The organism is Bradyrhizobium sp. AUGA SZCCT0431 (assembly GCF_018131065.1).
Lineage (GTDB): Bacteria > Pseudomonadota > Alphaproteobacteria > Rhizobiales > Xanthobacteraceae > Bradyrhizobium.
Window position 1 is genome coordinate 44,116 of record NZ_JAFCLR010000010.1, and the last position, 26,110, is coordinate 70,225.

At 62.7% G+C, this 26,110-nt stretch carries 26 protein-coding genes; 9 read left to right on the forward strand and 17 right to left on the reverse strand.

The features are described from left to right. Positions 1-27: 27 nt before the first annotated feature. From JQ567_RS11620 to JQ567_RS11630, 3 genes are all read right to left on the reverse strand, one after another. Positions 28-720, reverse strand: coding sequence for an MBL fold metallo-hydrolase (locus JQ567_RS11620; protein WP_212438939.1), 693 nt, complete (start codon positions 718-720; stop codon positions 28-30). A gap of 101 nt (positions 721-821) precedes the next feature. After that, positions 822-1,871 carry a UDP-3-O-(3-hydroxymyristoyl)glucosamine N-acyltransferase gene (gene lpxD / locus JQ567_RS11625; protein ID WP_212438940.1) on the reverse strand — a complete coding sequence of 350 codons (1,050 nt, stop codon included), beginning with the start codon at positions 1,869-1,871 and terminating at the stop codon, positions 822-824. 244 nt (positions 1,872-2,115) lie between these two features. Next, the gene (locus JQ567_RS11630) at positions 2,116-3,252 is read right to left on the reverse strand and encodes a VWA domain-containing protein (RefSeq protein WP_212438941.1); all 1,137 of its coding nucleotides are present in this window, start codon (positions 3,250-3,252) and stop codon (positions 2,116-2,118) included. A gap of 159 nt (positions 3,253-3,411) precedes the next feature. Here JQ567_RS11630 and JQ567_RS11635 point away from each other — a divergent pair, with 159 nt between their 5' ends. Further along, positions 3,412-3,897 (forward strand): MmcB family DNA repair protein, encoded by a 486-nt coding sequence (locus JQ567_RS11635; protein WP_212438942.1) that lies wholly within the window; start codon positions 3,412-3,414, stop codon positions 3,895-3,897. Between the two features lie 174 nt (positions 3,898-4,071). Here the strand turns inward: JQ567_RS11635 and JQ567_RS11640 are convergent, their stop codons facing one another. Further along, entirely contained in the window at positions 4,072-4,929 is an 858-nt protein-coding gene (locus tag JQ567_RS11640) for a 3-hydroxybutyryl-CoA dehydrogenase (protein ID WP_192736366.1), read from the reverse strand. 178 nt (positions 4,930-5,107) lie between these two features. On the opposite strand from JQ567_RS11640, the gene JQ567_RS11645 reads away from it, so the two are divergent. Beyond that, a complete protein-coding gene (locus tag JQ567_RS11645) occupies positions 5,108-5,395 on the forward strand; it encodes a DUF1330 domain-containing protein (protein WP_212438943.1) in 288 nt (95 codons plus the stop codon). Between the two features lie 65 nt (positions 5,396-5,460). Here the strand turns inward: JQ567_RS11645 and JQ567_RS11650 are convergent, their stop codons facing one another. From JQ567_RS11650 to JQ567_RS11660, 3 genes are all read right to left on the reverse strand, one after another. Further along, positions 5,461-6,906, reverse strand: coding sequence for a DUF5107 domain-containing protein (locus JQ567_RS11650; RefSeq protein WP_212438944.1), 1,446 nt, complete (start codon positions 6,904-6,906; stop codon positions 5,461-5,463). 143 nt (positions 6,907-7,049) lie between these two features. Next, on the reverse strand, positions 7,050-7,631 hold the full coding sequence (locus JQ567_RS11655; RefSeq protein ID WP_212438945.1) for a CAP domain-containing protein: 582 nt from the start codon (positions 7,629-7,631) through the stop codon (positions 7,050-7,052). Positions 7,632-7,754: 123 nt separating this feature from the next. After that, positions 7,755-8,114 (reverse strand): hypothetical protein, encoded by a 360-nt coding sequence (locus JQ567_RS11660; RefSeq protein WP_212438946.1) that lies wholly within the window; start codon positions 8,112-8,114, stop codon positions 7,755-7,757. 260 nt (positions 8,115-8,374) lie between these two features. Between JQ567_RS11660 and JQ567_RS11665 the strand changes: the two genes are divergently transcribed. Together JQ567_RS11665 and JQ567_RS11670 are read left to right on the forward strand one after the other, a co-directional pair. Then, positions 8,375-8,812 carry an ester cyclase gene (locus JQ567_RS11665; protein WP_212438947.1) on the forward strand — a complete coding sequence of 146 codons (438 nt, stop codon included), beginning with the start codon at positions 8,375-8,377 and terminating at the stop codon, positions 8,810-8,812. Positions 8,813-9,201: 389 nt separating this feature from the next. Further along, a complete protein-coding gene (locus tag JQ567_RS11670) occupies positions 9,202-10,074 on the forward strand; it encodes a universal stress protein (RefSeq protein WP_212438948.1) in 873 nt (290 codons plus the stop codon). 315 nt (positions 10,075-10,389) lie between these two features. On the opposite strand, the gene JQ567_RS11675 is transcribed toward JQ567_RS11670, so the two are convergent. From JQ567_RS11675 to JQ567_RS11710, 8 genes are read right to left on the reverse strand one after another with little or no spacing between them, the layout of a single operon-like run. Continuing rightward, positions 10,390-11,397 carry an NAD(P)-dependent alcohol dehydrogenase gene (locus JQ567_RS11675; RefSeq protein ID WP_212438949.1) on the reverse strand — a complete coding sequence of 336 codons (1,008 nt, stop codon included), beginning with the start codon at positions 11,395-11,397 and terminating at the stop codon, positions 10,390-10,392. A 26-nt stretch (positions 11,398-11,423) separates the two neighbouring features. After that, positions 11,424-12,194 (reverse strand): glucose 1-dehydrogenase, encoded by a 771-nt coding sequence (locus JQ567_RS11680; protein WP_212415916.1) that lies wholly within the window; start codon positions 12,192-12,194, stop codon positions 11,424-11,426. 53 nt (positions 12,195-12,247) lie between these two features. Continuing rightward, the gene (locus tag JQ567_RS11685) at positions 12,248-13,015 is read right to left on the reverse strand and encodes an SDR family NAD(P)-dependent oxidoreductase (RefSeq protein ID WP_212438950.1); all 768 of its coding nucleotides are present in this window, start codon (positions 13,013-13,015) and stop codon (positions 12,248-12,250) included. Next, positions 13,012-14,127 (reverse strand): ABC transporter ATP-binding protein, encoded by a 1,116-nt coding sequence (locus tag JQ567_RS11690; protein WP_212438951.1) that lies wholly within the window; start codon positions 14,125-14,127, stop codon positions 13,012-13,014. The genes JQ567_RS11685 and JQ567_RS11690 overlap by 4 nt, the downstream gene beginning before the upstream one ends. Positions 14,128-14,152: 25 nt before the next feature. After that, positions 14,153-15,010 (reverse strand): carbohydrate ABC transporter permease, encoded by an 858-nt coding sequence (locus tag JQ567_RS11695; protein WP_212438952.1) that lies wholly within the window; start codon positions 15,008-15,010, stop codon positions 14,153-14,155. After that, positions 15,003-15,932: a carbohydrate ABC transporter permease gene (locus JQ567_RS11700; protein WP_212438953.1), complete on the reverse strand. Its 930-nt coding sequence runs from the start codon at positions 15,930-15,932 to the stop codon at positions 15,003-15,005. Before JQ567_RS11700 ends, JQ567_RS11695 begins: the two co-directional genes overlap by 8 nt. After that, complete coding sequence (locus JQ567_RS11705) at positions 15,929-17,212, reverse strand: ABC transporter substrate-binding protein (protein WP_212438954.1); 1,284 nt, start codon at positions 17,210-17,212, stop codon at positions 15,929-15,931. The genes JQ567_RS11700 and JQ567_RS11705 overlap by 4 nt, the downstream gene beginning before the upstream one ends. A 56-nt stretch (positions 17,213-17,268) precedes the next feature. Next, positions 17,269-18,441: an ROK family transcriptional regulator gene (locus tag JQ567_RS11710; protein ID WP_212438955.1), complete on the reverse strand. Its 1,173-nt coding sequence runs from the start codon at positions 18,439-18,441 to the stop codon at positions 17,269-17,271. Positions 18,442-18,772: 331 nt separating this feature from the next. Between JQ567_RS11710 and JQ567_RS11715 the strand changes: the two genes are divergently transcribed. Further along, on the forward strand, positions 18,773-19,531 hold the full coding sequence (locus tag JQ567_RS11715; RefSeq protein ID WP_212439072.1) for an SDR family NAD(P)-dependent oxidoreductase: 759 nt from the start codon (positions 18,773-18,775) through the stop codon (positions 19,529-19,531). Positions 19,532-19,697: 166 nt separating this feature from the next. Here JQ567_RS11715 and JQ567_RS11720 read toward each other — a convergent pair whose 3' ends face one another. Together JQ567_RS11720 and JQ567_RS11725 are read right to left on the reverse strand one after the other, a co-directional pair. Continuing rightward, a complete protein-coding gene (locus tag JQ567_RS11720; protein ID WP_192736382.1) occupies positions 19,698-20,252 on the reverse strand; it encodes an ActR/PrrA/RegA family redox response regulator transcription factor in 555 nt (184 codons plus the stop codon). An 83-nt stretch (positions 20,253-20,335) separates the two neighbouring features. Then, positions 20,336-21,685, reverse strand: coding sequence for an ActS/PrrB/RegB family redox-sensitive histidine kinase (locus JQ567_RS11725; RefSeq protein WP_212438956.1), 1,350 nt, complete (start codon positions 21,683-21,685; stop codon positions 20,336-20,338). 230 nt (positions 21,686-21,915) lie between these two features. On the opposite strand from JQ567_RS11725, the gene JQ567_RS11730 reads away from it, so the two are divergent. The 4 genes from JQ567_RS11730 to JQ567_RS11745 all read left to right on the forward strand — a co-directional run bounded on the left by JQ567_RS11730 (position 21,916) and on the right by JQ567_RS11745 (position 26,026). Next, positions 21,916-22,707, forward strand: a complete 792-nt coding sequence (locus JQ567_RS11730; protein ID WP_212438957.1) for an ABC transporter ATP-binding protein — start codon at positions 21,916-21,918, stop codon at positions 22,705-22,707. Next, the gene (locus JQ567_RS11735; protein ID WP_212438958.1) at positions 22,704-23,522 is read left to right on the forward strand and encodes an ABC transporter permease; all 819 of its coding nucleotides are present in this window, start codon (positions 22,704-22,706) and stop codon (positions 23,520-23,522) included. Before JQ567_RS11730 ends, JQ567_RS11735 begins: the two co-directional genes overlap by 4 nt. Positions 23,523-23,648: 126 nt before the next feature. Beyond that, positions 23,649-24,977, forward strand: a complete 1,329-nt coding sequence (locus JQ567_RS11740) for a polyhydroxyalkanoate depolymerase (RefSeq protein WP_212438959.1) — start codon at positions 23,649-23,651, stop codon at positions 24,975-24,977. 197 nt (positions 24,978-25,174) lie between these two features. After that, positions 25,175-26,026: a M48 family metallopeptidase gene (locus JQ567_RS11745; RefSeq protein WP_212438960.1), complete on the forward strand. Its 852-nt coding sequence runs from the start codon at positions 25,175-25,177 to the stop codon at positions 26,024-26,026. Positions 26,027-26,110: the final 84 nt, after the last annotated feature.

Here is a 26,110-nt window from a genome sequence, read left to right on the forward strand (position 1 = left end):
CGCAGCCTCACGCAATTAGTTGCGTGTTCACATCTCGCCGGTGAGGAACGGATTGGTCATCCGCTCCTGGCCGATGCTGGAGCCGGCGCCATGGCCGCAGACGAAGCCGACATCGTCGCCGAGCGGCAGCAGCTTTTCCTTGATCGAGCTGATCAGCGTCGCATGGCTGCCGCCGGGCAGATCGGTGCGCCCGACGGAGCCTGCGAACAAGACGTCGCCGACATGGGCGAAGCGCAATTCCTTGTTGTAGAACACCACGCTGCCCGGCGAATGGCCGGGGCAGTGCAGGATGTCGAAGGTCAGATCGCCGATCGAGACCTGATCGCCTTCGTCGAGCCAACGGTCGGGCCCGAAATTGCGCACGCCGGTCATGCCGAAGCGCTCGCCGCTCGAGACGACATTGTCGAGCAGATATTTGTCGGCGATGTGCGGCCCTTCGATCTTCACACCCAGCGCGTCGCGCAATTCGGCCGCACCGCCGACATGGTCGATATGGCCGTGCGTCAGCCAGATCTTCTCGACCGTGACGCCGGTCTGCTGGATCGCGGCCTGGATTTTTGGCACGTCCCCGCCGGGGTCGATCACCACGGCCTTCTTCGAAGGTTCGTGCCAGATGATGGTGCAGTTCTGCTCGAACAGCGTCACCGGAACGATGATCGCGCCGGCCTTCGGCGGAGTTTCATTCTGGTCTTGATTTTGGTGCTGGTTTTCCTGGGTCATGGCGGCAGATTGCCGATTTTTGGCGTCTCGCCAAGGAAAAGATTCGGAAAAGATTTGTAGAAGATTTGCGCATACGGCGAGCAAGGACTGCCGGCGACCGATTAGGTCTTGGCTCGACCACGGCGTGCCGTCAGGTTCCGCAGCGCCAATATTTCGCGCAGCCACTGCCGTCTGGGCTGGGCGGGAAAGCCGCCCCAAACCGCGCCGGCGGGGACGTTGTCATAAACCGTGGACCTCGAAAGCAGCATCGCGCCCTTGCCGACGGTGATGTGCGGGATGATGCCGGTGCGCGGTCCCAGTACGACGAAATCCTCGATGGTGACGCTGCCGCTCAAGCCCGATTGGGCAACGATGATGCAATGGCGGCCGATCATGCAGTTGTGCCCGATCTGGCACAGATTATCGATCTTGGTTCCTTCGCCGATGACGGTGTCGCGCAATCCGCCGCGGTCGATCTTGGTGCCCGATCCGACCTCGACGTCGTTGTGAATGACGACGCGCCCGATCTGCGGAATCTTGATATGTCCCTTGCCGTCCGACACGTAGCCGAAGCCATCCTGGCCGATATGGCACCCGGGGTGGATCACCACCCGGTCTCCCACTTGGGCGTGGGTGATGGTGCTGCCGGCGCCGATGGCGCAGTCGGTCCCGATCTGAACCCGTTCGCCGATCATGGCGTGCGCGGCGATCAGCGAGCCGGCGCCGATCTTGACGGAGGGCCCGATCACCGCGAACGGATCGATCGTAACGTCAGGTCCGATCTGCGCCGTGGGATGCACCACCGCGCTCGGCGCGATACCCTCCGTGCCGAACGCCGAGACCGGACGCAGCGCGTTGCCATACATTTGGCGTGCGACAGTGACGAAGGCCTCATAGGGCTTGCGAACGTTCAATGTGACGACCCCGGCAGGGGCCTGGTGGGCGAACCGTTCGGTGGTCAGGACGGCGCCGGCTCGGCTGGTGGCGAGCGCTTCGGCATATTGTGCGTCTTTGACAAAGGTCAGATCACCAGCGCCGGCGAGGTCGATCGGCGCGATGCCGGTGATGACGCGCGACAGGTCGGCGCCCGCACACGGGTTTGCTCCAGTGAGCGTGGCAATCTCTGCCACGCTCAAGCCCGAAGAGTTCGAGAAAAAACTGAACTCGACCACGAGCTCTACCCCCTGCGAGTCACGATAGCCGGGCGAGCCAACGATCCCAAGTCTATTCGCAAGTCTATCGGGGGCAGGGTCGAGCGAATCGTGCTTCCGGGCCGGAACCGGCCACCGGTCAAATCGTCGCGGCGCCGCGGCAGCGGCCTTTGCGGCCGACATATCGGGAGCCAACCCGGCCATCCCGGCCCGGTGCGATTGCGCACCAGACCGCGACGACGCGCGAAGGTTTAAGGCGCCGGCCTTACCGCTTGATCTGCGCCTTCAGCGTATCCTCGACCACGCGGTCGAACGATGACGCCTTCGGCGGTGCCTTGGCGCGCGCATCGGCGACATATTTGTCGCGCTTCGCAACCAATGCGCCGAGTTTCTCGTTGAGCGCCTTGCGCTGGTTCATCTGCTTGTTGACTTCGTCGACGCGCTGCTCGGGCTTCATCGCGCGCAGATTGTCCGGCAGGTCTTCCTCCTTGATCGAGGAAAAGCTGCTGCGGCCGGCCGAAACGTCGGCGACCAGATCGCCGTCGCCGGTGACGGCTTCCGACGTCGCCTTGGAACGCTTGTTGATGAAGCTCGCCATCTCGGAGGCCTGTGCCGGCGCCGCCGCCGCCACCTGCGACAGCTGCTTTGTCTTGTCCTCGGTGCGCTTCTGCAACACGCGCGGTCCATAGGGGATCACGGTGCCGTTGATCTCCCGCTGCAGGATGATGATGTCCTCGTCATACGGCGTTTCGATCACGACCACCTGTCCGCCATCCTGCGGGATCGGAATGAAGCGGCCATTGCCGTTCTGGGCGATGTCGCGCCACACCCGCTCGGTGTCGGCGGCGTTGCCGGCGAGCACCGCGTTGACGATGATGTCCTTCTGCTTCGCCACCTTCAGCGTCACCGGATATTTGGTGTCCTGCGCGTAGTCCATGTGCGGCGGCGCGTCGCCGACCAGGAACACGATCCGCCTGACGTCACCGCCGTCGGTCCATTGCATCTTGTTGACGGCGACATCGAGCGCCTCGTTGACGCTTTCCGGCCAGTCGCCGCCGCCACGGGCCTTCAGCTCCAGGAGATTGGCGTAGAGATCCTGGATGTCGCGGGTGAGTTCGACCTTCCTGGTGACGTAGTCATCGCCGATGTCGCGGTAGGCGACGAGGCCCATACGGATCTCGGCGTCGGGATTGGAATCGACGATTGCGGTCGCGATCGACCAGATCTTGCGCTTGGCGCCTTCGATCAGGCCGCCCATTGAGCCCGTGGTGTCCAAAACGAACGCGACTTCGACCGTGGGCTTGGCGATGGCCTGCGACAGGCCGGCGGAAAGGGGCAGCGTAGCGAGAGCGAATGCGAGCGAGCGAAGCGTGATGCCGTGATCCCTGAAGCGTTGCTTCATGGTTTCTCTCCTCCATGTGTTCCGTCCCTCGGAACCCAGGTTCCCTCGGCTTCGCGGTGGCGTGTGGTCCAAATCAAGGCGCCTTGGGTACGAATTTGGGGCGCATTCCGCGCCGCCGCCCGGATGGCGACCGCCGCGGAATCGGATAGATTAAGGGGCATGGAATCGCCCGCCCGCCAGGTCAGCCTCGTACCGCCGCCGGACCGTCGCCAGTCGGAGACCGCGCTCGCGATCGCGCGCGGCACCGCCAGAATGCTACGAACACTGGGTTTTGCCTGCATCAGTGAGTTGCCTTTGCCGTCCGGCCGGCGCGCCGATCTGGTGGCGCTGAACGAGAAAAGCGAGATCTGGATCGTCGAGATCAAGTCGTCGGTGGAGGATTTGCGCGCTGACCAGAAATGGCAGGACTACCGGATGCATTGCGACCGGCTGTTCTTTGCCTTCACGCAGGATCTGCCGTGCGAGATTTTCCCCGAGGGTACCGGTCTGATCGTTGCCGATGCCTATGGCGCCCATCTGCACTGCGAGGCGCCCGAGCATCGCCTGGCCGCGCCGACCCGTAAACTGATGACGGTGCGGTTCGCGATGGCCGCGGCGCAACGGATCAACCGGCTGGTCGATCCGCAGGGACATTCGGAGTTTTAGAGTGTTTGGGTTGATTGGGCCGCGGGCCCAGTGTCACCTCTCCCGCTTGCGGGTGGGGGCTCTCTCCACACGATGACTCGTCGTGGATAGACCCCCACCCCCAACCCTCCCCCGCAAGCGGGAGAGGGGGCGCACCGCCATCGTCGAAGCGATTCGATCATATCTCGTCCCGCTCTAAGCCGACTTGCCGTAATTATAGAATCCCTTGCCGGTCTTGCGGCCGAGATGGCCGGCGGCGACCATTTCCTTCAGCAGCGGCGCGGGCCGGTATTTCGGGTCGTTGAAGCCTTCATAGAACACCTCCATGACCGACAGCATGGTGTCGAGGCCGACCATGTCGGCCAGCGCCAGCGGACCGATCGGGTGGTTGCAGCCAAGCTTCATGCCGGCGTCGAGGTCCTCGGCGGTGGCGATGCCTTCCTGCAGCGCAAAGATCGCCTCGTTGATCATCGGGCACAGGATGCGGTTGACCGCAAAGCCCGGGCTGTTTTTCGCCGTGATAGGCACCTTGCCGACGCGCTTTGCAAATTCTTCAGCCAGGGCGTGGGTGTCGTCGGACGTCTGCAAACCGCGGATCAACTCCAGCAGCGCCATCAGCGGCACCGGATTGAAGAAGTGCATGCCGATGAAGCGGTCCGGACGGTCGGTTGCGGCAGCGAGTTTGGTGATCGAAATTGAGGAAGTGTTGGTCGCGACGATTGCGCGCGGGTTCAGCGTCGCGCAGAGGTCCTTGAGGATCTTGATTTTCAAATCCTCCCGCTCGGTCGCGGCCTCGATCACGAGGTCGCAATTGGCAAGCTTTGAATTGTCCGTCGTCGCGGTGATGCGCGCCAACGCGGCCTGCCGGTCGGCATCGGTCATCTTCTGCTTGTTGACGAGGCGCTCGAGGCTGCCGGTCAGCGTCGCCATCCCCCGCGCCACGGCGGCATCCGAGATGTCGATCATCGTCACCTTCAGCCCGGCCGCCGCGCAGACCTGCGCGATGCCGTTACCCATCGTTCCCGCCCCGATGATGCCAATTGTTTCAATCATTGCTCGCGCCTCCATTGCTGAACGCCGGCACTTGACGATGCCGGCTCTGCCGTACTCGTTAGCAGACGGCAGGCGGTAGCAAAACCAGTGAAACCAGGCAAATGCGGACATGGTCCGGACGGCTTTCGAACCGCCGCGCTCGCCGCTAAGCTGCCCGCAAAACAGGGAGAAAAATGGAATGCCTGCTTACGTGATCTTCGATGTCGAAATCAGGGACGCCACGCAATACCAGGCGTTCATGTCGGGCGTGAAGCCGGCGCTGGAAGCGGCCGGCGCCAGATATCTGGCGCGCGGCGGCCCCCACAAGGTCTACGAAGGGGACTGGGAGCCGCGCCGGATTGTGCTGCTGGAATTTCCCTCCGTCGCCGCCTGGGAGGCGTTCTATAACGGTCCGACCTATCAGGGATTGAAAAGCATCCGGGACGCCTGCAGTTCGGCCCGCCTGGTTGGCGTCGAAGGACTCTGATTCACATCGCCGGTATCGCTATCTCGATGCCATCCCGCAAGCGAGAGGGAGCAGCTCCTTCTGCGTCACTTCACCCTTGCCGCGGCCGCGATCAGCTCCTTGCCCGCCGCGGTCCTGATCGTCAGCTGGACCGGCTCGGTGCTGTTGCCTGCTGGAATCGGCGCAAAAATGCGATTTCCGTTTCTCGGGTCGGCCGTCACGGCATCGTCGAGCAAGACTGCGTCGCCGCGTTTCATGATGATGCGCAGCGGCGTCACAGGTTCGATGCTGAAGAACTGAAGGGTGGCACCGGACGCCTCGGCGACAAGATTGATCAGGATGTTCGCGTTCGCATGCGTCACGTTGCTCATGCCGACGGTCGGGCTGTAGGTTTCCGGAATCGACACCTCGCTCCGCGCCGGAAACTCGGCGCTGTGGAAAAATTCGTCCGACACCCCCGCCCATAACTCGACGTAAGGCCGCGCCGGGTTCGGATCCTTGCGCTGGTCGGCTTCGTTCGTGAACGAGGCAAATCCCCACGTCCACATTTTCAGGCCCCGCGTGATCGTGTTGTCGGCGATACGGATGATCCCTTCTTCATTGTCGTGGTTGATCACGCCCCAGAAATTGCCGCCCTGCATATCCGGCGCCGCATAGGCAATACCCATCGTCGGCCAGTTCCTGAAGTAGCGCAGCTTTTCGAAACGGCTGGTGCCCGCGCCGGCACCCGCGTCGCCCTCGGACAAATTCTTCGACCAGGCGGGCGTGCGGTAGGCCGCGACCGGCGCGATGATCTCGGCGCCGCCGGTGGTTTTGGGATTGTTCGGATCCGACCCCGGCGCCAGCGTCGTGCAGGTCCAGTACTCGTACGGGATCGTCTTGTCGTTTGGGTTCTTCAGCGCCAGGCGCGCATCGACCGCGGCACGATCGGCCTTCAGCGTCACAAAGTAAGTCGCTTCGATGCCGCTCGCTCCCTTCCTGAACTTCTCCGGTGCCGCCGCATATTCGAAATTATCCGTCAGCGACATCGACACCGTCACTTCGTCGGCACTCTCTTTCACAACCTTGAAATCCCACGGTTTTGGCCACGTCCTGCCGTGCTCGGCATCCGGAAAGGTGGGAAAGATGCCGCCATACACCATCAGCCAGTCGTAATAGAAATTGCCTTCGCCCATTCCGTAGGGTACGCCGACTTCGGTGCGGTACAGCTGTTCATGGCCGGTCGGCTTGTAGATGATGGAAAGAATGCGTCCGCCGAATTCGGGCAGCAGCACAACCTTCAGATAGCGGTTCTCGAGCACCCGGCCCTTGAACGTGCGATCGACGATGGTGTTCTTATCGAGCGACCCGTTGATGAAACCGTTCTCTTCGGAGGTCGCATATTTGACCGTGCTCCAATGCACCGTCTGCTCGCTGAGCGACACCTGGTCAGGCACCGGCGACGCCGAAAGCGCGGCATGAAATGTCCAGATTGCCGAAATCACTCCGGCCGTGAAGCGGAGACCGATACGCGAGGGAGCACCAATTGCCATGGACGTGGCCTTCGACCGACCGGGCGATCCTATCGCGCAGCGGCCGGTTTGTTGAGGCGATTTGGTGCGATTTCTCCCCTGCCGGCTCGAAGTATTCCACTTCGGGCCAGGCGAGGGCGACGCTGTCGCCGTCGGGCTCCGCCTCAAATGCAAAGGCTGAGTATCTTGATGCGGCAGTCGCTTGATTTTGGTCGGGATGTGGGAGTGGCCTCGCGTTTCACAGCAACAAGCGGCTCCGTCTCTTTCTTGTTCTTGCCCTTGGGCCGCTTCGGCTCGTAATCGCCGGCAATCACCATGGCCCAGTAGGTGCGCTTGCCGCTTGCATCCCTGGCGCTCGCGATCCCGACGCGTGACGCATTTTGCAACAGCAGGTTCTTGCGGTGTCCGGAGGAATCGATCCACTGGCCGAGCGTCTTTTCGAAACTCTCGTATCCATAGGCGATGTTCTCGGCGGCGCGACCGGCACCCGCCGGCGCGACCCGCTTGGTGAACGGGCCCAGTACCTCATGACTGAGCTCATTCTTCGCCGCCATGGCGCGCGCCTGGTCCATCGCGATGCGGTCGAGCGTTCCATCGCGCACGACGCGGACTTGGCCATGCTTGAGGCGGAAGCCGGAGATCAGTTCGGCCGGCGACTCGGCGGCCATCGCAGGCGCGGCGAGCAATAAAAAGCCTGCCATCAGTCCGCCAACGGCGCGACGTGTCATCGTCCCCCAAATGCCCATTGCTCTCCAGCCAGCGCTATATCTGGCTGCTTATCCATCGTTAATGTGGACGACTCAAGGCACGGTGCGTGTATTCCCTGGCACTTGACCGACAGCGGGCGGGGGTTGCAGGCAACAGCTTGATCAGCCGCAGTTCCAAACCGCTCCGATCGGCGTCCGCGTCCAGCAAGGACCAAAACTGCCGCCATTGTAGCGGCCACCGTAAAAGCCCGGCCGGCCGAAATAGCGCCAGGCGCCATCGTACCCGTAATAACTTGGGACCGGATCGATATACCAGGGACGCTGGTTGCGGCGCGCGGCGCGCAAAACCGCAGCCCTCTGCGTGTAAGCCGGGCGGCTGTTGTTCGGAGGCTGATGATAGCCCGGCAGGAAGCCGTAGCCCTGCCAGCGTGGCGCCGGCCGCTTATGAGCCGGCGCAGCCGGCGCGACGACCGGCAGGAGTGACAGGACGACAGCAAGCAATGCAAACACGAAGCGCGACATGAGCGCACCATAGACGGCGGGCTGTTGGGAGGCGATTCAAATCTAAGTGCACGGTCCAGCGCCACTTTTTCCGATTCGCTTGCGAGCCGCTGCTTTGCGCCAACGGCGGCTATTCCCCTCAGCGGACATTGCGCTACCGTATTTCAGCTCAATCGGGCCGGTTCTCGCTCGCCTCTTCGCCTCGAAGTGCTAGAATTTGGTGTGCTGGGGGTTTGCAATGCTCAGCGCCGATTGGCGCCGGCTCATAAGGGAGCATGATCATGGCGAATGTAATCGATATCGCAAAGGCCGCAGTCATCGCATACAACGAAAAGGACTGGAGCAAGGCCAAGGACATCTTGGCTGCCAACGCCGTGTACGACGAGAAGGGAACGAGCCGTCGCATCAAGGGCGCCAGCGAGATCATCGAGGCCTGGCAGGGCTGGGCCAAGGCCTTCCCCGATTCGAAAGCCACATTCGTGCGCGAGTTCGCCAGCGGTGACACCGCGGTCCTCGAGCTTGTGTGGAAAGGCACTCACACGGGCCCGCTACAGACACCAGCAGGTACCATTCCGCCTTCGAACAAGCCGATCGAGGTGCCGGCCTGCCAGATCGTCCAGGTCGAGGGTGGTAAGGCCAAGAGCGCCGTGCACTACTTCGACCTCCTGACAATGCTCACACAAATCGGTGCCACTGGTGCGGTAAAGACGGCCGCGTGAAAGGCAAAGCCGTTCCATCTAATTGGAGAAGCCCGCCGGCGTGAGCCGGCGGGTGCACGCAAAGGACGACGATCGAAGCCAAGCGCGTCCGCAGACTCTCGGGCGGCACCGCGATCGGCGAACGCGTCGGCACTGCCGGGGGTCGGGCGCTAAGGCTTAATGCCGTCCGTCCGCTTCGCGCCGCCAATAGCGGTCGTTCCCTCCGGGTCCGTTTTTTACCCCACACCGGACATCGACGACCAAAGTCGGGAACCGGCACACCTGCTGGTCTCCGGAACTTTGGGGTGATTCCGGGAGTTATGAATTGGCGATATTTGCGCGATTTAGCTTTCGGCTCAACACACATATGCCGTCTGTCGTCGCAAATGGCGGCATCGCAGGAGGCTCTCATGAGTATCAAGCGAATCCTAGTTCCACTTCCCGGCTCAGCCAGTCACACCGGTCAAATTGAAACGGCCCTGTCTGCCGCGAAGGCGTTGGGGGCTCACGTCCAGGCACTGTTCATCAGTGAGCCGCCGCCGGTCACGCGTGGCGGCCTAACGGCCACCGAAATGGGACGAACGGCGACCGTCGCATTGGAAAACCGGTACGCTGAGGAACGGGAGCGAACAGCGCGGGACGCGCGTGAGGTTTTCGCGCAGGCCTGCGCGGTAGTCGGCATCCCGATGCTATCGGCGCACGACGAGCCCGGCAGCCCGCTCGCAGCATCCTGGCGCGAAGCCGAGGGATCGTATGTGGAAATCGCGGTGCAACGGGCCCCTGCCTTCGACCTAATGGTCGCCGCAAGCGCCACCGTGATGGAATCGCTCATGGCCATTGCCGAGCAATCGCTGCTGCGGACCCGTCGCCCCGTGCTGTTGGCGCCGGCTCAGCCGCAGAGCAATCTGACCGACAGCGTGATGATCGCCTGGGACGAGAGCCCGGAATGCTGGCACGCGGTCTCGGCTGCCATACCGTTCATGCAACTTGCCAAAACAGTGCGGGTCATAAGGGTTGACCGGGACGCCAGCAATCGCCAAGCCTCGCAGGCGGAGGTGCTTGCCTATTTGTACTGTCATGGCATCGCTGCGACCGCGCAGGTGGTTGCACCGGAATTGCGCTCGGTGGGCGATACGCTGCTCGCGGTGGGGGCAGAGCATGAAGCCAGCCTGCTGATCATGGGCGCCTATTCCCATAGCCGCCTGCGCGAGATGCTTCTGGGCGGGGCCACGCGCCACATCCTTAAGAACGCTTCGGCACGTCCCGTTCTCTTGGCGCATTAGCCTTCGTCAGAGCGCAATCCCAGCTCAGGTTGCCGCCGACGCCAACGCTATGGCCTCACTCGCCGAAGGCGGGGCGGGGGGCCGTGCGATTAACGCACCGAGGCCGCCAAACGCATCACCCTCCTCCCCGCGAATTGGGTCTCCCGAGTTCGGCACTTATGGCAGATCGTAGTCGGGTCGATTTGATCGGATGTCGGTTTATGGCAGGCACTTGGCTGAAATTAGCCCTACCGGCCAATGTCAGCTTTTGCGCCAACATCCGTCCTCCGCTGGCCGCCGCCTTCGCGATGCAGTGTGGAAGTAAAAATCGTCAGCTTACGGAAACGCGATCGTGATCTTGCCGAAATGGCCGGCCTGCTGCATCAGCCGCAGCGCGTCCGGCACTTCGGTGAAACCGAGCGTTCGGTCGATCACGGGGTTCATGCGGTTCTGCCCGATCGCTGACGCCATGTTTTCGAACATTCTGCGGCTGCCGACGGAGAGCCCGATCACGTGCAGGTTCTTGCTGAACAGGGTAGGGATCGAGATCTGCTGGGAAATGCCCGACAGAACCCCGATCACAAGGATGGTGCCGCCGACGCGCGCGGCCTCGAGCGATTGCCGGAAAGTGTCCTTGCCGCCGACTTCGACGATGTGATCGACGCCGCCACCGGCCCAGTCCGCGGCAGCCTTGCCCCATTCGGCGACCGCGCGATAGTTGATCGTATGGTCCGCGCCGAGCGCTTTCGCGCGTTCGAGTTTTTCGTCGCTCGACGACGTCACGATGACCGTGGCGCCCGCCAGCTTGGCGAACTGCAGCGCGAAAATCGAAACCCCGCCGGTGCCCTGCACCAGGACGGTCTGGCCCGGCCGGAGCTGGGCTTCGTCGAACAGCGCCCGCCAGGCTGTGAGCGCCGCGCATGGCAAGGTGGCGGCCTCCACAAAGGTCAAATGATCGGGAATGCGGGTGACGCCTTCGGCGTCAAGCAGCAGCAATTCCTGCAGCACACCCGGGCGCGTGCCGCCGAGCGCGAGGCGGCGGCCGCTGGCCGAAGGCCCGCCGTCGAACCATGATTGAAAGAACATCGGGCACACGCGATTCCCGACCGAGACCCGACTCACGCCTGGTCCCACGGCGACAATTTCGCCGGCTCCGTCGGAGAACGGGATCAGCGGAAGCCTATACGCGCCTCCCTGGCCCTGCACGGTTATCAGGTCGCGATAATTCAGCGATGCCGCGCGCATCCGGACCACGACCTGGCCGGGGCCGGGTTCCGGCTCCGGCCGATCGACCAGCTCCATGGCGTCGATCGACCATTCGCGTGCGACCTGCCAGACTTTCAACAAAGCCTCCCGGTAATTCTCCGATGCTACGCCGCGAAATACCCGCCGTCGACGACCTGCGACGCGCCGGTCATGAACGAGGCCTTGTCGGAACACATCCAGACCACGGCTTCCGCGATCTCCTCGGGCACGCCCATGCGGTTCATCGGCACCTTCGCCAACGTGGCATCGAGCCGCGTTTCCACCACCTCCTTGGTCATGGGTGTGGTGATATAGCCGGGATTGACGCAGTTCACGCGGATGCCGTCTTGCGCATATTCGATCGCCGCGGTCTTCGTCAGCCCAACCACGCCGTGCTTTGCCGCCACATAGTGCCCCGATGTCGCCAGACCGATCAGCCCGGCGATCGAGGCGGTGTTGACGATGGCGCCGCCACCGCCTTGCGCCAGCATCTGCACGATCTCGTGCTTCATGCAGAGCCATACGCCGGTGAGGTTGATCGCCAGCATGGTGTCGAACGAGATCTGGCTGAGTTCGTGCAGGCGCTGGCGTCCAGGGCCCACCGATCCGCCGGCAACGCCGGCATTGTTGAACGCGCAGTCGATCCGTCCATAGGCCGCCACGGTGCGCGCGACCATCGCGGCAACGTCGGCTTCCGCGGTGACGTCGCCGCCGATCGCAATGGCCTGACCGCCGGCCGCGTTGATCAGGGCGACGGTCCCGGCTGCACTCTCCTCGGTGCGGTCGGCCACCGCCACCCGCGCACCCTCGCGCGCCATTGCCAGCGACGTCGCGCGCCCGATGCCCGAAGCGCCGCCCGTTACCAGCGCCACCTTGCGATCCAGAATGCCTGCCATGTTTGTTTCTCCTGCCATGCAAAACGAGCGTCGATCGACGATGTGGATCCCTGCTAACCTAGGCCGCCATCGACCGTGAAGCACTGGCGCGTGATGCGCCTGCTCTCGTCGGACGCCAAGAACAGCGCCATGCGCGCGATGTCGTCGGGCGTCACAGCGTCGGGAATATCCTGACGCGTGCGAAGCTCGGCGATCTTCTGCTCGTCCGGATACCACAGCCGGCGCTGGCGCTCGGTGATCACCATGCCGGGTGCGATGGCGTTGACGCGAATGCGGTCGGGGCCGACCGACCGGGCCAGGGAATTGGTGAAGCCGACAATCGCCGCCTTCGCCGCCGCGTAGACCGGCAGCGCCGGTGCGCCGCGCGTCCATGCCACGGATGACATGTTGATGATCGAACCGCCGCCGCGCGCCTGCATCTGCGGCACCACGGCCTGTGCGGCGAAGAAAACGTGCTTGAGGTTGACGGCGATCGACCAGTCGAATTCCGCCGGCGTCACTTCTGAAAGCACCTGGCGCTGGTCGTTGGCGGCGTTGTTGACCAGCACCGCGGCATCGCCGAACGCGGCATGGACCTTGGCCATCGCGGCGCGCAAGGCGTCGATATCCAGCAAGTCGCATGGCACGAACAGCGACGCGGAACCGGACGCGTCCGTCACCTCGCGCACCAATGCCTCGCCGGCGGCGGCGTCGATGTCGAGAAACGCGACACGGGCCTGCTGTGCCGCGAACGCACGCACGAACGCGGCGCCAATGCCGCTGGCGCCGCCGGTGATCAACACGACACGGCCCGCGAGGCTGGCATAGAGGGTTTGGGTCATGCGATCAGGCGCTCCGTCACGGGGTCGAACAGGCAGATGCGACGCGTGTCGAGCGCGAAGGGGGCCAGCGCCCCCGGCTCAGGCCTGATGTCCGGCGTGATGCGCGCCAGCACCTGCTCACCGCCGAGCCGCAGCAACACGATGGTCTCCGCACCGGTGGGCTCGACCATCTCGACCGGCGCCTGGACGACGATCGGCGCGCCCGATGCGCCCGAAAAGCTGCGGCTGCCCTCGGCAATGCATTCCGGCCGGATCCCAAGCACCACGTCGCGGCCGACAAAGGCCGCCGCGGCGTCGTATCCCTGCAGGCGAAGGCGGACCTCGTCCGGCCGCCCGGCGCCGATCACCACCACCGGCCCGCCATCTTCCGCCACCAGCCGCGCCGGCATCGTGTTCATGGGCGGCGAGCCCATGAAGCGTGCCACGAACAAATTGGCCGGATAGCGGTACACCGTATCCGGATCGGCGAATTGCTGCACCTCGCCGTGATGCATGACGGCGATCCGCGTCGCCATCGTCATCGCCTCGATCTGGTCGTGGGTGACATAGACAATGGTGGCGCCGATGCGCTGGTGCAGCCGCTTGATCTCCATCCGCATCTCGACGCGCAGTTTGGCGTCGAGGTTGGAGAGCGGTTCGTCGAACAGGAACAGCAGGGGATCGCGCACCAGGGCCCGCCCCATCGCCACGCGCTGGCGCTGGCCGCCGGACAATTGCGACGGCTTGCGGCCGAGCAATGGCTCGATCTGCAGCAGCCGGGCGACATTCGCCAGCGCCTTCTCCTGCTCCGCCTTCGGAACATGGCGGCATTCCATGCCGAAGGTGATGTTCTGGCGCACCGTCATCGACGGGTAGAGCGCATAGGACTGGAACACCATCGCGATGTCGCGGTCCTTTGGCGCGATGTCGTTGACGACCCGTCCGCCGATTTCCACGGTCCCCGCGCTCGGGCGATCCAGCCCGGCAACGATGTTGAGCAAGGTGGATTTTCCGCAGCCGGATGGTCCGACCAGAACGGTGAATTCACCGCTCTCGATGTCGAGGTCGATCCCCTTCAGCACCTCCAGATTGGCGTACCGCTTCGACAGGGCACGAATGCTCAACGCTGCCATGACTTCCCCTTCAATGACTTCCCCTTCATTTCACGGCGCCGGCGGTAAGGCCGCGTACGAAGTATTTGCCACCGATCAGATAGATCAACAGGGTAGGCAGGGCCGCGATCATCACCGCGGCGCTTTGCACGCCATGATGCGGGATATCGGCGACCGCGGCCGAGAGCGCGATCAGCGCAGCGGTGACCGGCTGCTGTTGGCCGGTCGTGAATGTCACGCCATAAAGGAACTCGTTCCAGATATGCGTGAACTGCCAGATCACGGTGACAACCAGGATGGGCGGCGAGAGAGGGAGAATGATGCGCCAGAAAATACGAAAGAACCCCGCGCCATCGATGCGCGCGGCCCTTATCAACTCCTGCGGGATGGCAACGTAGTAGTTTCGGCAGAACAAGACGGTAAAGGAGAGGCCCTGAATCGTGTGGATCAGCACCAGGCCCGTTAGCGTGTTCATTAGGCCCGAATCGCGCAGCACGAAGGTCCAGGGCAGCAAACGCATCTGCTGCGGAAGGAAGATGCCGAGCGTGACGATGCCATAGATCCACTGATCGCCACGAAAGCGCCAGAGCGAAACCGCGTAACCGGCGACCGCACCAAGCAGGGTGGAGAAGATCGTCGCGGGGATGGTGACGAGCGCGGAGTTCAGCATATAGGGACGGATGCCGGCGCAGGTCTGCGCGACGCAAAAGTCGGACCAGGCTGTGAGGTAGTTGCCAAAGGCCCAGTGCTGCGGCCAGCCGATCATCGAGGTCTGCGCGATTTCCTCGTTGCTGCGGAGCGAGTTCAGCACGACGACGATGAGTGGTACGAGCCACGCCGCCGCGATCAGCGAAACGACGAGATAAATCAGCATGCGGCTCGGCGCGAAGGTTCGATCACGCATGGGGGGCCCGCCGTCGCTGGAGATATTGCCACGCCGCGTACGGCAGCAGCACCGCGAGAAGAATCAGCAACATGAGCACGGCCGCCGCCGCACCACGGCCTAGCAAGCCCCGCTGAAACATTAGGTCGTAGACGACGAGGGCTGGCAGCTGGGTCGCCAGTCCAGGCCCGCCGTTGGTGAGCGCACGGACAAGGTCGAAGGTCGAAATGGCGAACTGCAGCTGGATCACGATGACAGTTATGGTGATCGGCCAAAGCGTCGGCAAAATGACGCGCCGGTACATTCGGACCGGTCCGGCGCCGTCGATCTGCGCGGCCTTGATAAGGTCGGCATCGACGGACCGAAGGCCGGCGAGGAAGAGCGCCATGGCGAAGCCCGAGGATTGCCAGATCGCAGCGACAACAATCGTCCAGATTGCCATGTCGCGGTCGACCAGCCAATCGAACCGGAAGGAGGTCCAGCCGAGGTCGTGGACGAGCTTCTGGATTCCGAGGCCAGGATTGAGCAGCCAACTCCAGACCGTGCCGGTGACGACGAACGACACCGCCAGAGGGTAGAGGAAGATGGATCGCAGCACGTTCTCGCCGCGAATGCGCTGATCGAGCAGGATCGCAAGCACGAGCCCGGTCACCAAACTCAGCAGCACGAAAGTGCTGCCAAACAGCAGTAGATTGTCGAAGGCGATGTTCCAGTTCCGCGACGCGATGACCGCTGTGTAGTTGCGCAGGCCCACCCAGCCCGAGACCGGGACAAGGGTGGACGGCGTCAACGAGATCCAGATCGTCCACAGCGAAAACGAAACGAGATGCGCGGCCGACAATAGCAGCGGCACCCAGATCGTTAGATACTCGGGCAGCCGGCCCACTAAGGCAGATGTTGTCGGTCGCCCTGTTCGCGGTGCCGTGGCGACGGTGTCGGTCAACGCGCCCCCTCGACGGCCTCGGCGAGGCGGGTGACCGCCTGCTCCGGCTTGATCGTCTTGTTCTTCACGTACTCGGTGAACACGTCGATCATCGCTGCGGTCAGGCCGTTCTCCTGCGCCATGTTGTGCGCGAGGCTCAGGACGGCCTGATTGTTGGCGACAGCGTCCTTGAGCGCGGCTGAGGTTCGCCGTTGACCGTCCGACCAGCCGTCACCGGACAGGTCGACATCGGAGCGCACGGGTATCGATCCCGTGATCTGCGAATACATTGTCTGGATGGCCGGATCCATGACGAGCTGGGCCATCAGCGTTTGACCGGCCTGCAGATCGGGCTCCTTGCGCTGCCAGAAGATGAAGGCATCGGCGTTCAGCAGGAAGACCGGCTTGCCATTGTCGCTGGGGCCCGGGGCGATGATGAAGTCGTCGAACTTGAAACCGGCGTTGCGCAACACGCCCTGCGCCCACCCGCCCTGGATCATCATGCCCATCTCGCCGTCGATGAAGCGCTTCAGGTTGGTGGCATAGGGTTGGGCGCCAACGTTGGGGTCCATCCAGTCGGCGATCTTGCGCACCTGTGTGAAGGCCGCTTTTATTTCGGGGCCCTCCAAGGCCTTCTTATCGAGATTCATGATGGCTGCGCGGTATGCAGCGGGACTGATGCCGGCGAGAGAGGCCTCGAATTTCTGCCCATCATCGGGGCGGGTGCCGCCATTGGCGATGGGATATGTAATGCCGCCGGATTTCATCCTTTCGGCAAGATCGTTGAAGTCGGCCCAGGTGACGGGGATCTTGTCGGCCTTGGCCTTGTCCATCGCGCGTTTGGAGAGAAACAGCATGTTTGTGCTGTAGATCTGCAACGGCAGCGAAATCCACTTGCCCCCCGGCTTATGCAATCGTGCAAGGTCTGGAGCGACTACCTTTTCGTAGCCGGCGGCAGCGACAATGGCGTCGAGATTGACGGTCGGGGCAATCCTTGACCAAGCCGCAATCTCGGGTCCCTTGAGTTGCGAACAGGCCGGCGGATCACCCGCTATGATCTGAGCACGCAGCTTGTTCATCATCTCGGTGGTGAAGCCGGGGACGGGCGAGTGCTGCCAAATCCCGCCCTTCTCCTCAAATTTCTTGCCGAGCGCCGTGATAGCCGCCCCATCGCTGCCGGCAGACCATTGCGAGATGGCGGTCAGGCGCGGCTTGATCGCGCTTTGCGCGCGGGCGAACGCCGGCAGCGCGAGCGCGGCAGCGGATCCAGCGAGCAGACGACGCCTTGTGATCATTGGCATGGTACGTTCCTCCCGGTTTCAAACCTTGACGCGTTGGCCGCGTCGTTCATTGCTCGTCAGGCGGCCTCCGCCGATGAGGCCGGCATGCCGCCGCGACACGCCAGACAGCAGGCTGCAAAGGCCAGCGCGGCATTCGGATCATTGCCGCTCGAAGGCGGCACGAAAGCGAGCGATACCTGGGCGAATTCACGCCCGCCCATCACGCAGGCATCGATCCCGTCGACCAACGCCTTTCGATCTGCTTCCGCGAGAACAGACGGCCAGCCGCTGATGGCCACGCCGGGACAAGGCTTGACGTTCAGCGTATTGCCGATCGCAAGGCCAAGCCGGAACAGCCGGCGCCGCAGCTCCTGGCGCACGCGCGCGGAGATCGAGATTGCATTCACCCACTCATCGCCGAGCTGCAGCAATTCCGCCTCGCCAACACCGAGAAGCCCGGCCAATGCCGGAAGCGACGTATAGGCCTCGACGCAGCCATGATGGCCGCAGCGGCAAGGCGGACCGCCGTCGCCGAACACCATGTGGCCGAGTTCGACCGGCTGCAAAGCATCGGCTTCGATCGGGTCGTCCATCCAGGCGCCTGCGACGCCCTGGCCGACAAAGACGAACAGATGCGGCCCCACAAACGGATAATCTTCGGTGCGGCAGCGATGAAACGTGGCATGTGCCACGACCGAATTGGTGATCTCGACCGGCACGTCCGCAAACATCTCGCCAAGCATGCCGCGAACGAGCTTGACGTCACAGGGAATGATCGGATTGGCAAGTTCGCTCAATCCGCCAAGCCCCGGGATCGAAATGCCGATCTGCGCGAGCTGAACACGATGCTGCCGCGTCCAGTCCTGCAGCGATTGCAGCGCCTGGTTAAACAGCCGGCCGACGGATTTGACGGTTGGCGATTTCGGCAGCGGCAGACGTTCGGTATAATGCAGTTCGCCGGAAAGCCCACCGACCCCAACGGTCAGCCGCTGGCCGGTCAGCTCGATGGCCGCCAGCCTTACCGAGCTGTCGAGAGATACCAGACCTGTCGGGCCACCGAAGTAAGGCGCAGGCCGCCTCACTTCCTCGATCAGGCCCTCCGCCTTCAGGTCAAACAGGATGCGCGACAGGCTCGCCTCGGACAGGCGCACGGCTTTCGCCAAAGGCGGTCGAAACATGCCGCCCGACTGGAGCAGATGCCCCAGAATGGCCGCACGCGTCTGCCGCCGACTTCTCGGCTGCTCCGGCATTTCCGTCCCTGTCGTCATTCTTACTTAGTGTAAGAATGTGCGCGCGAAACATTTCAACTGTCAAGGCGCTTGCCGGCTCGAGGCATGTGTTGTGTGCGCGGCAGCAAAATCGAGGGCGCGGACGTTTGGTTCGAAACTGTTGGCTCATTGATCTGCGTCGTGCGCGCGCCTTCGCAAGCCTGTGTTGCCGCACAACCGATCTGCCGCCGCTGCGAGCTGCGCCGAGATGACGAACGCCGGCAGTTGTGGTCTATCTGTCGCCGCACAGCGGGCATTAGCTCGAAATGAAATCCGGCATCGACGCCGGCGTCCAGCAACGGTGGATCATTTGATGGCTGCAATCTATCCAGATCTCGAGGGCAAACCTGTGCTGGTCACGGGCGGTGGGTCGGGGATAGGCGCGTCGATCGTGCGTGCCTTCGCGCGGCAGAAGGCCAAAGTCGGCTTTCTGGACAACGCCAGAGATCCTTCGACCCGATTGGTCGATGAACTCGCTTCACAGGGATTTGCAGTCCGATATGAATATTGTGATGTGACCAACATCGATCATTTGCGCGCCGCGATCGGTCAGATCAGGGCCAGCATTGGGCCGATTCGCGTGTTGATCAACAACGCGGCGCATGATGACCGGCATACGGTCGAGAGCGTCACGCCGGAATATTGGGATGACAGAATTGCCGTCAACCTGAAGCACCAGTTCTTTGCCGCTCAAGCCGTCCTGCCGGACATGCAAGCCGAGAAAGACGGCGCTATCGTCAACTTCGGGTCGATCTCCTGGATGACCGCGCAGGGCGGGATGCCGGTGTACACCGCTTCGAAGTCGGCCGTGCTTGGATTGACGCGCGGGCTGGCGCGCGATTACGGAGCCTGGAATATCCGCGTCAACGCCGTCGTTCCCGGCTGGATCATGACGGAGCGTCAGATCGAAAAATGGCTGACGCCGCAAGGTGAGGCCGACCTGATGAAGGCGCAGTGCCTCAAGCGCAAACTCTATCCGGATGACATCTCCCGGGTCGTGGTGTTTTTGGCCTCGGAAGAAGCGAGCGCGTGCACCAGTCAGCACTATGTCGTCGACGGCGGGAGAGTGTGAATGCCGCGAGATCGCGGAGGCGTGTTCCAACCAAAACTGTCATCATCCGCGAAAGCGGGTGATCCAGTATTCCAGAGACAGCTTTGATTAGACCGATAGGTCACGGCGTACTGGGTCCCCCGCTTTCGCGGGGGACGACGACCAACTGTATGTTGGCTACCTGCTGTTACCGCGGCGCGCGCTTGGCCAGAATGCGCTGCAGGGTGCGGCGGTGCATGTTCAGGCGCCGCGCGGTTTCCGAGACGTTGCGGTTGCACATTTCATAGATCCGCTGGATGTGTTCCCAGCGCACGCGGTCCGCCGACATCGGGTTCGCCGGCAGTTCGGATTTCTCGGTGCCGCTGGCGAGCAACGCTGCGACCACGTCATCGGCGTCGGCGGGCTTCGAGAGATAGTCGACCGCGCCCATCTTCACCGCCGTGACGGCGGTGGCGATGTTGCCGTAACCGGTCAGCACGATCGCGCGCGCCTCGGGGCGCTTGCGCTTCAGCGCCGATACCACGTCGAGCCCGTTACCGTCGCCGAGCCGCAGATCCACCACCGCGAAAGCCGGCGCGGAACGGCCGATCTGGGCGAGACCGTCGGACACGGTATCGCACGACGTCACGGCGAAGCCGCGGCTTTCCATCGCGCGCGACAGGCGCTCCAGAAACGGCTTGTCGTCCTCGACGATCAGGAGCGAGCGGTCAGTGAGATCGTTCAGTTCGGTGATGGCGTTCAAGATCGGGTATCCCCGGTTGATGGTTCAACATGATATGGCGTGACGCGAAGGCGCTGCCAAGGCCTCTAAAGTCGATCAGGCCGTCATTCCGTATCCCTGGAACCGTTCCAGGAGGCATTATCGGCCGCCGTGTCGTCCGCTTCGAAGCGTTCGCGCGGCCAGACGATTTGTACCACAGCGCCGTGATCGGGAAAGGTCCGGTTGGTAAACGAGACCTTGGCGCCGGTGCGCTCCAGCAGGGTCCGGGCGATGAAGATGCCGAGCCCAAGGCCGGCCCGCGCGCTTTGGTCCTCATCGGTGCTGCGCCGCCGCGATAAATAGGGCTCGCCGATGCGTTTCAGCATGTCGGGGGCGATGCCCGGGCCATCGTCGGAAATGATCATCTCGACCGTATCGGCGTTCCACCAGGCGTTGACCTCGACCGTGGTTCGGGCGAAATCGACCGCATTTTCCAGAATGTTGCCAACGCCATAGAGGACGGCGGGGTTACGGGCGCCGACCGGCTCACGCGTCGCTGCGACCGCTAGCCGCACCTTGATGGCGACGCCGAAATCACGGTGCGGTGCAACCGTTTCCTCGATCAGCGTCGACAGCGGCATGCGATCGAACGGTGCGCCGGAGGAGGAGAGCTGGGTGATCTTGGCCAGAATTTCGCGGCAGCGCTGCGCCTGCTCGCGCAGGGTTTTGAGGTCGCCGGCGAGCTGCTCGTTGCCATCAACCGTCTTTTCGAGTTCACGCGAAATCAGGAAGATCGTCGAAAGCGGCGTGCCGAGTTCGTGCGCGGCAGCGGCGGCAAGGCCGTCGATCTGGGTGAGGTGCTGCTCGCGGGTCAGCACCAGTTCGGTGGCCGCCAGTGCGTCAGACAGTTTCCGGGACTCCTCGGTGACCTGGAACGCATAGAGCGAGGTGACGCCGATCGCGACCAGGATCGAGAGCCAGACGCCGAACAGGTAGATCGGCGGCAGCACCAGCGGGTCGTCGCTGTCCCAGGGCAGCGGCAGATGGAAAAACACCAATGCGGAGGCGCAGGCGACCGCGAGCACACCAAGTGCAATGGTCAGCCGGATCGGCAGCGCCGTCGCCGAGATCAGGACGGGGGCCAGGAACAGGAACGAGAACGGATTTTGCAGCCCGCCGGTGAGGAACAGCAGCGCCGCAAGTTCGACGATGTTGAGCGCAAGCAATGCGGCCGCATAGACCGGTTCCAGCCGCTGCATCGGATTGAACGCGATCTGCAGTGCGAGATTGACCAGCGCCGAGAGGCCGACAATGGCGACGCAAGGTATAATGGCAACGTCGAATTCCAGCCCGTGCGCCACGATGAAGATCGCGGTGAGCTGGCCGAGCGCCGCCAGCCAGCGCAGCCGCAATATCGTATCGAGACGGACATGGCGGAGTGGATGGCGAAAATCGGAGTCAGAAATTTCAGTCATTCCGCAACTTTAGCCGCGTGGCGCCGCGATCACAAATTCGCGCCCGATTCCGTCGGTATTTCTCCGCCATGGCCGGGCGTAGCGGTCTGAAGGACGGCGTCGCTTTCGCTCGCCTATCCACGCCTTGGCTGCAAGAAGTCTTGGCTGCAAGAAAGTGGATGCCCGGGACAAGCCCGGGCATGACGAGCTTCTTGCACTAGCCGCTGCAATAGCCCAATGAACAGGCCCAAATGGTCAATAACGACGCCGCGCCAATGCCGTTGCCCGCAGCCGATCCGGCAGGATCCGCGATCGAGGTCGCGCATCTGATCAAACTCTACAAGACCACCCGCGCGGTGGACAATGTCTCGTTTCGCATCGCGCGCGGCAGCATCACCGGCCTGCTCGGCGGCAACGGCGCCGGCAAGACCACGACGATTGCGATGATCATGGGTCTGGTGCTGCCGACGTCGGGCCGCATCCAGGTGCTGGGACATCCGATGCCCGAGCAAAGCGCCGAGGTGCTGGGCCGGATGAATTTCGAAAGTCCCTATGTCGACATGCCGATGCGGCTCACGGTGCGGCAGAATCTCACCATCTTCGGCCGGCTCTATGCGGTGGAGAACCTGCGCGAGCGCATCGCGCAGCTTGCCGCCGATCTTGATCTCGAGGAATTCCTCGACCGCGCCAGCGGCAAACTCTCCGCCGGCCAGAAGACCCGCGTTGCGCTGGCGAAAGCGCTGATCAATCAGCCTGAACTGTTGCTGCTGGACGAGCCGACGGCCTCGCTCGACCCGGATACGGCCGATTGGGTGCGGCAGCATCTGCGGGATTACCGCAAGACACATGACGCGACGATATTGCTGGCATCGCACAACATGCTGGAAGTGGAGCGGCTGTGCGACCGCGTCATCATCATGAAGCGCGGCCGGATCGAGGATGACGACAGTCCCGATCAGATCATGGCGCGCTACAACCGCGCGACATTGGAAGAAGTGTTCCTCGACGTCGCGCGCGGGCGGGTGAGGGAAGGCACGCCATGAGCGGGATCGCGATTCATCGCGGAATTTCGGTGCACCGTATCAACGCGATGGTGCTGCGTTATTGGTATTTGCTGATGTCGTCCTGGCCGCGGCTTCTGGAGCTGATCTACTGGCCGGTGCTGCAGATCATCACCTGGGGCTTCCTGCAGAACTACATTTCGCAGACGTCGAGTTTTTTCGCCCAGGCCGGCGGCTCGCTGATCGGCGCGGTCATCCTGTGGGACATCCTGTTTCGCGGCCAGCTCGGCTTTTCGATCTCGTTCCTCGAGGAGATGTGGGCGCGCAACCTCGGCAATCTGATGATGAGCCCGCTGAAGCCGATCGAGTTCCTGATCTCGCTGATGGTGATGAGCCTGATCCGGCTTGCGATCGGCGTGATCCCGATGACGCTGCTGGCGCTGTTCTGCTTCGATTTCAATTTTTTCGCCATCGGCCTGCCGCTGATCGCGTTCTTCTGCAATTTGATCTTCACCAGCTGGTCGATCGGGATCTTCGTGTCGGGTCTGGTGCTGCGCAACGGGCTGGGCGCCGAGAGCATCGTCTGGACCCTGATGTTCGGCCTGATGCCGCTCGCCTGCATCTATTACCCGGTGTCGGTGCTGCCGGTCTGGCTGCAATATCTCGCCTGGACGCTGCCGCCGACCTACGTGTTCGAGGGCATGCGCGCGCTATTGATCGACCACGTGTTCCGGACCGACCTGATGGTGTGGTCGCTCGCGATCAACGCGGTGCTGTTTATCGCGTCATTTGCGATCTTTCTTGCCCTTTTGCGCAGCGCCAAACACCACGGTTCTTTGCTCGGGGGTGGCGAATAAGTCACAAATTCCCGTGTATTTCTGAGGTTTTTGGCCATTTCTCTACGTATATATACTGAGGTGTGCATTGACGCATTATTGCGCATTCGGCACTGTGCTGCGGCGCAAAAGAGGGGTCAGAATTCAATGCCGATTGGTGAGTTTGGCGGAGCACCGCCACTGGTGGCCGAAGGCAGTCCGGCACTTACGACGCCGATGTACTGGATGTACGAAATGGGCCACGCGTCGCTCAATCCAGCACGCGCCGTGACCGATGCCACGAAGATCCTGTTTCAGAACCCGCTTAACCCGTGGTCGCACACCGAATTCGGCAAATCGATCGCCGCGGCCTGCGAATTGTTCGAGCGCACCACGCGCCGTTACGGCAAGCCCGATTGGGGCCTCGACACGACCGAAGTGAACGGCGTCCGCACGCCGGTCGAGGTTCGCTCGATCTGGGAAAAGCCGTTCTGCCGCTTGCTGTATTTCGATCGCAAGCTGACGCGGCCGCTGCGCAGCCCGCAGCCGCGGGTGCTGATCGTGGCGCCGATGTCCGGTCACTACGCGACGCTGCTGCGCGGCACCGTCGAAGCCTTCCTGCCGACGCATGAGGTCTACATCACCGACTGGTCCGACGCGCGGATGGTGCCGCTGGCGGAAGGCCGCTTCGATCTCGACGACTATGTCGACTACGTGATCGAGATGCTGCACGTGCTCGGCGGCAACATGCATGTCATCGCGGTGTGCCAGCCTTCGGTGCCGGTGCTAGCCGCAGTTTCCGTGATGGAAGCCGCCAGCGATCCCTTCGTGCCGCTGTCGATGACGCTGATGGGCGGCCCGATCGACACCCGTCGTAATCCGACCTCCGTGAACAATCTCGCCGCCGAGCGCGGTATCGAATGGTTCCGCAACCACGTCATCACCAAGGTGCCGTTCCCGCACCCCGGCGTGATGCGCGACGTCTATCCTGGCTTCCTGCAGCTTTCGGGCTTCATCACGATGAATCTCGATCGCCACACCGACGCCCACAAGGCGCTGTTCAGCAATCTGGTGAAGGGCGACGGCGATCTGGTCGACAAGCACCGCGAATTCTATGACGAATATCTCGCGGTGATGGATTTGACCGCAGAATATTACCTGCAGACCGTCGACGTCGTCTTCGTCAAGCATGCGCTGCCCAAGGGCGAGATGATTCATCGCGGCAAGCTGGTTGATCCGTCCAAGATCCGCCGCGTCGCGTTGATGACGGTCGAAGGCGAGAACGACGACATCTCCGGTCTTGGACAAACCGAAGCGACGCACTCGCTGTGCACGTCGATTCCCGATCATCGCCGCGTGCATTACGTGCAAAAGGGCGTCGGGCACTACGGTGTGTTCAACGGTTCGCGGTTCCGCTCTGAGATCGTGCCGCGCATTTCCGATTTCATGCTGTCTTCGGCCAATACCAAGCCGAAATTGGTCGCAGCTGCTGAATAGTGTCGATTTCAGCATCGATTTGGCGGCTCAACTAAGTCGCTGAATCGATTAAAAGAATCGAGATTCGCGCGACGCTGAAGAAGTGAGTTATATTTCATTTTTTCAACGAAGAGTGAGCCTAGATTCAGCCAAAAATTTTTGGTTCCAGCCCCTGCCGGTAGGGGCGGAATAGAGTCCAGCCCCTGTATATTGGGCAAATGATTTGTTTTTGCGCCGAACGGTTTCAGTGGCGGCTTGAGTGGCAGCGGTTATGGCAGAATCCGGGCGAACTCTTGCCCCCCGGACTGTCAGACATGGCTACTCGCGCCCTCCTCTATCGGCGGCCCGCCGAACCCGCGACTCTTTTGGTCAAACACGGCTCGCAATTCTTTGCGATTCGGCTGCGCCGGCACCGCCGCGCGCGCCGTTACACGTTACGCATTCATCCAACCGATCGCGAGGCGATCCTGACCATGCCGCCGCGCGGCACGCTGGTGGAAGCAAAGGACTTTGCGCAGCTGCATGGCGGCTGGATCGCCGCACGTCTCGGTCGCCTGCCGAAGGCGGCACCGTTTCAAGCTGGCACAGTGGTACCGCTCCGCGGTGTTCCGCACCGCATCGTGCATCGTGCCGGCGAGCGCGGCACGGTGTGGAGCGAAACCCGCGACAGCGGGGAGAAAGTTCTCTGCGTCGCCGGCGGCGCCGACCACATGGACCGCCGCGTCCATGATTATCTCAAGCGTGAAGCGCGCAAGGATCTGCACAAGGCATCATTGGCCTATGCGGAAGAACTCGGCGTCAGGGTCAAACGGGTGTCGATCCGCGATCAATCGAGCCGCTGGGGCTCCTGCACTTCGGCCGGATCATTGTCGTTTTCCTGGCGGCTGATCCTCGCGCCGCCCTTTGTGCTGGACTATCTCGCCGCGCATGAGGTCGCGCACCTGGTCGAGATGAACCATTCGCCGCGATTCTGGCGGGTCGTCGCGAAAGTCTGCGGCCACGTCGAGCGCGCCAAGTCCTGGCTCGACACCCACGGCAACGATCTGCACCGTTACGGGGTCGAGGACTAAGTCAAAGAACCGGCCCCATTCTACTTTGCATGGGGTTGTTTTCGCGATTTTGTGTCTTTGACCTGCGGTCTACCGCCAATAGCG

Bases quoted from the DNA above. Each gene is read 5' to 3' on its own strand.
- JQ567_RS11670 (WP_212438948.1), top strand. From the start codon at position 9,202: ATGAGTATCAAGCGAATCCTAGTTCCACTTCCCGGCTCAGCCAGTCAC.
- JQ567_RS11620 (WP_212438939.1), bottom strand. From the start codon at position 720: ATGACCCAGGAAAACCAGCACCAAAATCAAGACCAGAATGAAACTCCG.
- JQ567_RS11740 (WP_212438959.1), top strand. From the start codon at position 23,649: ATGCCGATTGGTGAGTTTGGCGGAGCACCGCCACTGGTGGCCGAAGGC.
- JQ567_RS11695 (WP_212438952.1), bottom strand. From the start codon at position 15,010: ATGCGTGATCGAACCTTCGCGCCGAGCCGCATGCTGATTTATCTCGTC.
- JQ567_RS11650 (WP_212438944.1), bottom strand. From the start codon at position 6,906: ATGGCAATTGGTGCTCCCTCGCGTATCGGTCTCCGCTTCACGGCCGGA.
- JQ567_RS11730 (WP_212438957.1), top strand. From the start codon at position 21,916: ATGGTCAATAACGACGCCGCGCCAATGCCGTTGCCCGCAGCCGATCCG.
- JQ567_RS11725 (WP_212438956.1), bottom strand. From the start codon at position 21,685: ATGACTGAAATTTCTGACTCCGATTTTCGCCATCCACTCCGCCATGTC.
- JQ567_RS11735 (WP_212438958.1), top strand. From the start codon at position 22,704: ATGAGCGGGATCGCGATTCATCGCGGAATTTCGGTGCACCGTATCAAC.
- JQ567_RS11685 (WP_212438950.1), bottom strand. From the start codon at position 13,015: ATGACCCAAACCCTCTATGCCAGCCTCGCGGGCCGTGTCGTGTTGATC.
- JQ567_RS11630 (WP_212438941.1), bottom strand. From the start codon at position 3,252: ATGAAGCAACGCTTCAGGGATCACGGCATCACGCTTCGCTCGCTCGCA.
- JQ567_RS11715 (WP_212439072.1), top strand. From the start codon at position 18,773: ATGGCTGCAATCTATCCAGATCTCGAGGGCAAACCTGTGCTGGTCACG.
- JQ567_RS11705 (WP_212438954.1), bottom strand. From the start codon at position 17,212: ATGCCAATGATCACAAGGCGTCGTCTGCTCGCTGGATCCGCTGCCGCG.
- JQ567_RS11680 (WP_212415916.1), bottom strand. From the start codon at position 12,194: ATGGCAGGCATTCTGGATCGCAAGGTGGCGCTGGTAACGGGCGGCGCT.
- JQ567_RS11640 (WP_192736366.1), bottom strand. From the start codon at position 4,929: ATGATTGAAACAATTGGCATCATCGGGGCGGGAACGATGGGTAACGGC.
- JQ567_RS11635 (WP_212438942.1), top strand. From the start codon at position 3,412: ATGGAATCGCCCGCCCGCCAGGTCAGCCTCGTACCGCCGCCGGACCGT.
- JQ567_RS11645 (WP_212438943.1), top strand. From the start codon at position 5,108: ATGCCTGCTTACGTGATCTTCGATGTCGAAATCAGGGACGCCACGCAA.
- JQ567_RS11655 (WP_212438945.1), bottom strand. From the start codon at position 7,631: ATGGGCATTTGGGGGACGATGACACGTCGCGCCGTTGGCGGACTGATG.
- JQ567_RS11710 (WP_212438955.1), bottom strand. From the start codon at position 18,441: ATGCCGGAGCAGCCGAGAAGTCGGCGGCAGACGCGTGCGGCCATTCTG.
- JQ567_RS11745 (WP_212438960.1), top strand. From the start codon at position 25,175: ATGATTTGTTTTTGCGCCGAACGGTTTCAGTGGCGGCTTGAGTGGCAG.
- JQ567_RS11660 (WP_212438946.1), bottom strand. From the start codon at position 8,114: ATGTCGCGCTTCGTGTTTGCATTGCTTGCTGTCGTCCTGTCACTCCTG.
- JQ567_RS11690 (WP_212438951.1), bottom strand. From the start codon at position 14,127: ATGGCAGCGTTGAGCATTCGTGCCCTGTCGAAGCGGTACGCCAATCTG.
- JQ567_RS11665 (WP_212438947.1), top strand. From the start codon at position 8,375: ATGGCGAATGTAATCGATATCGCAAAGGCCGCAGTCATCGCATACAAC.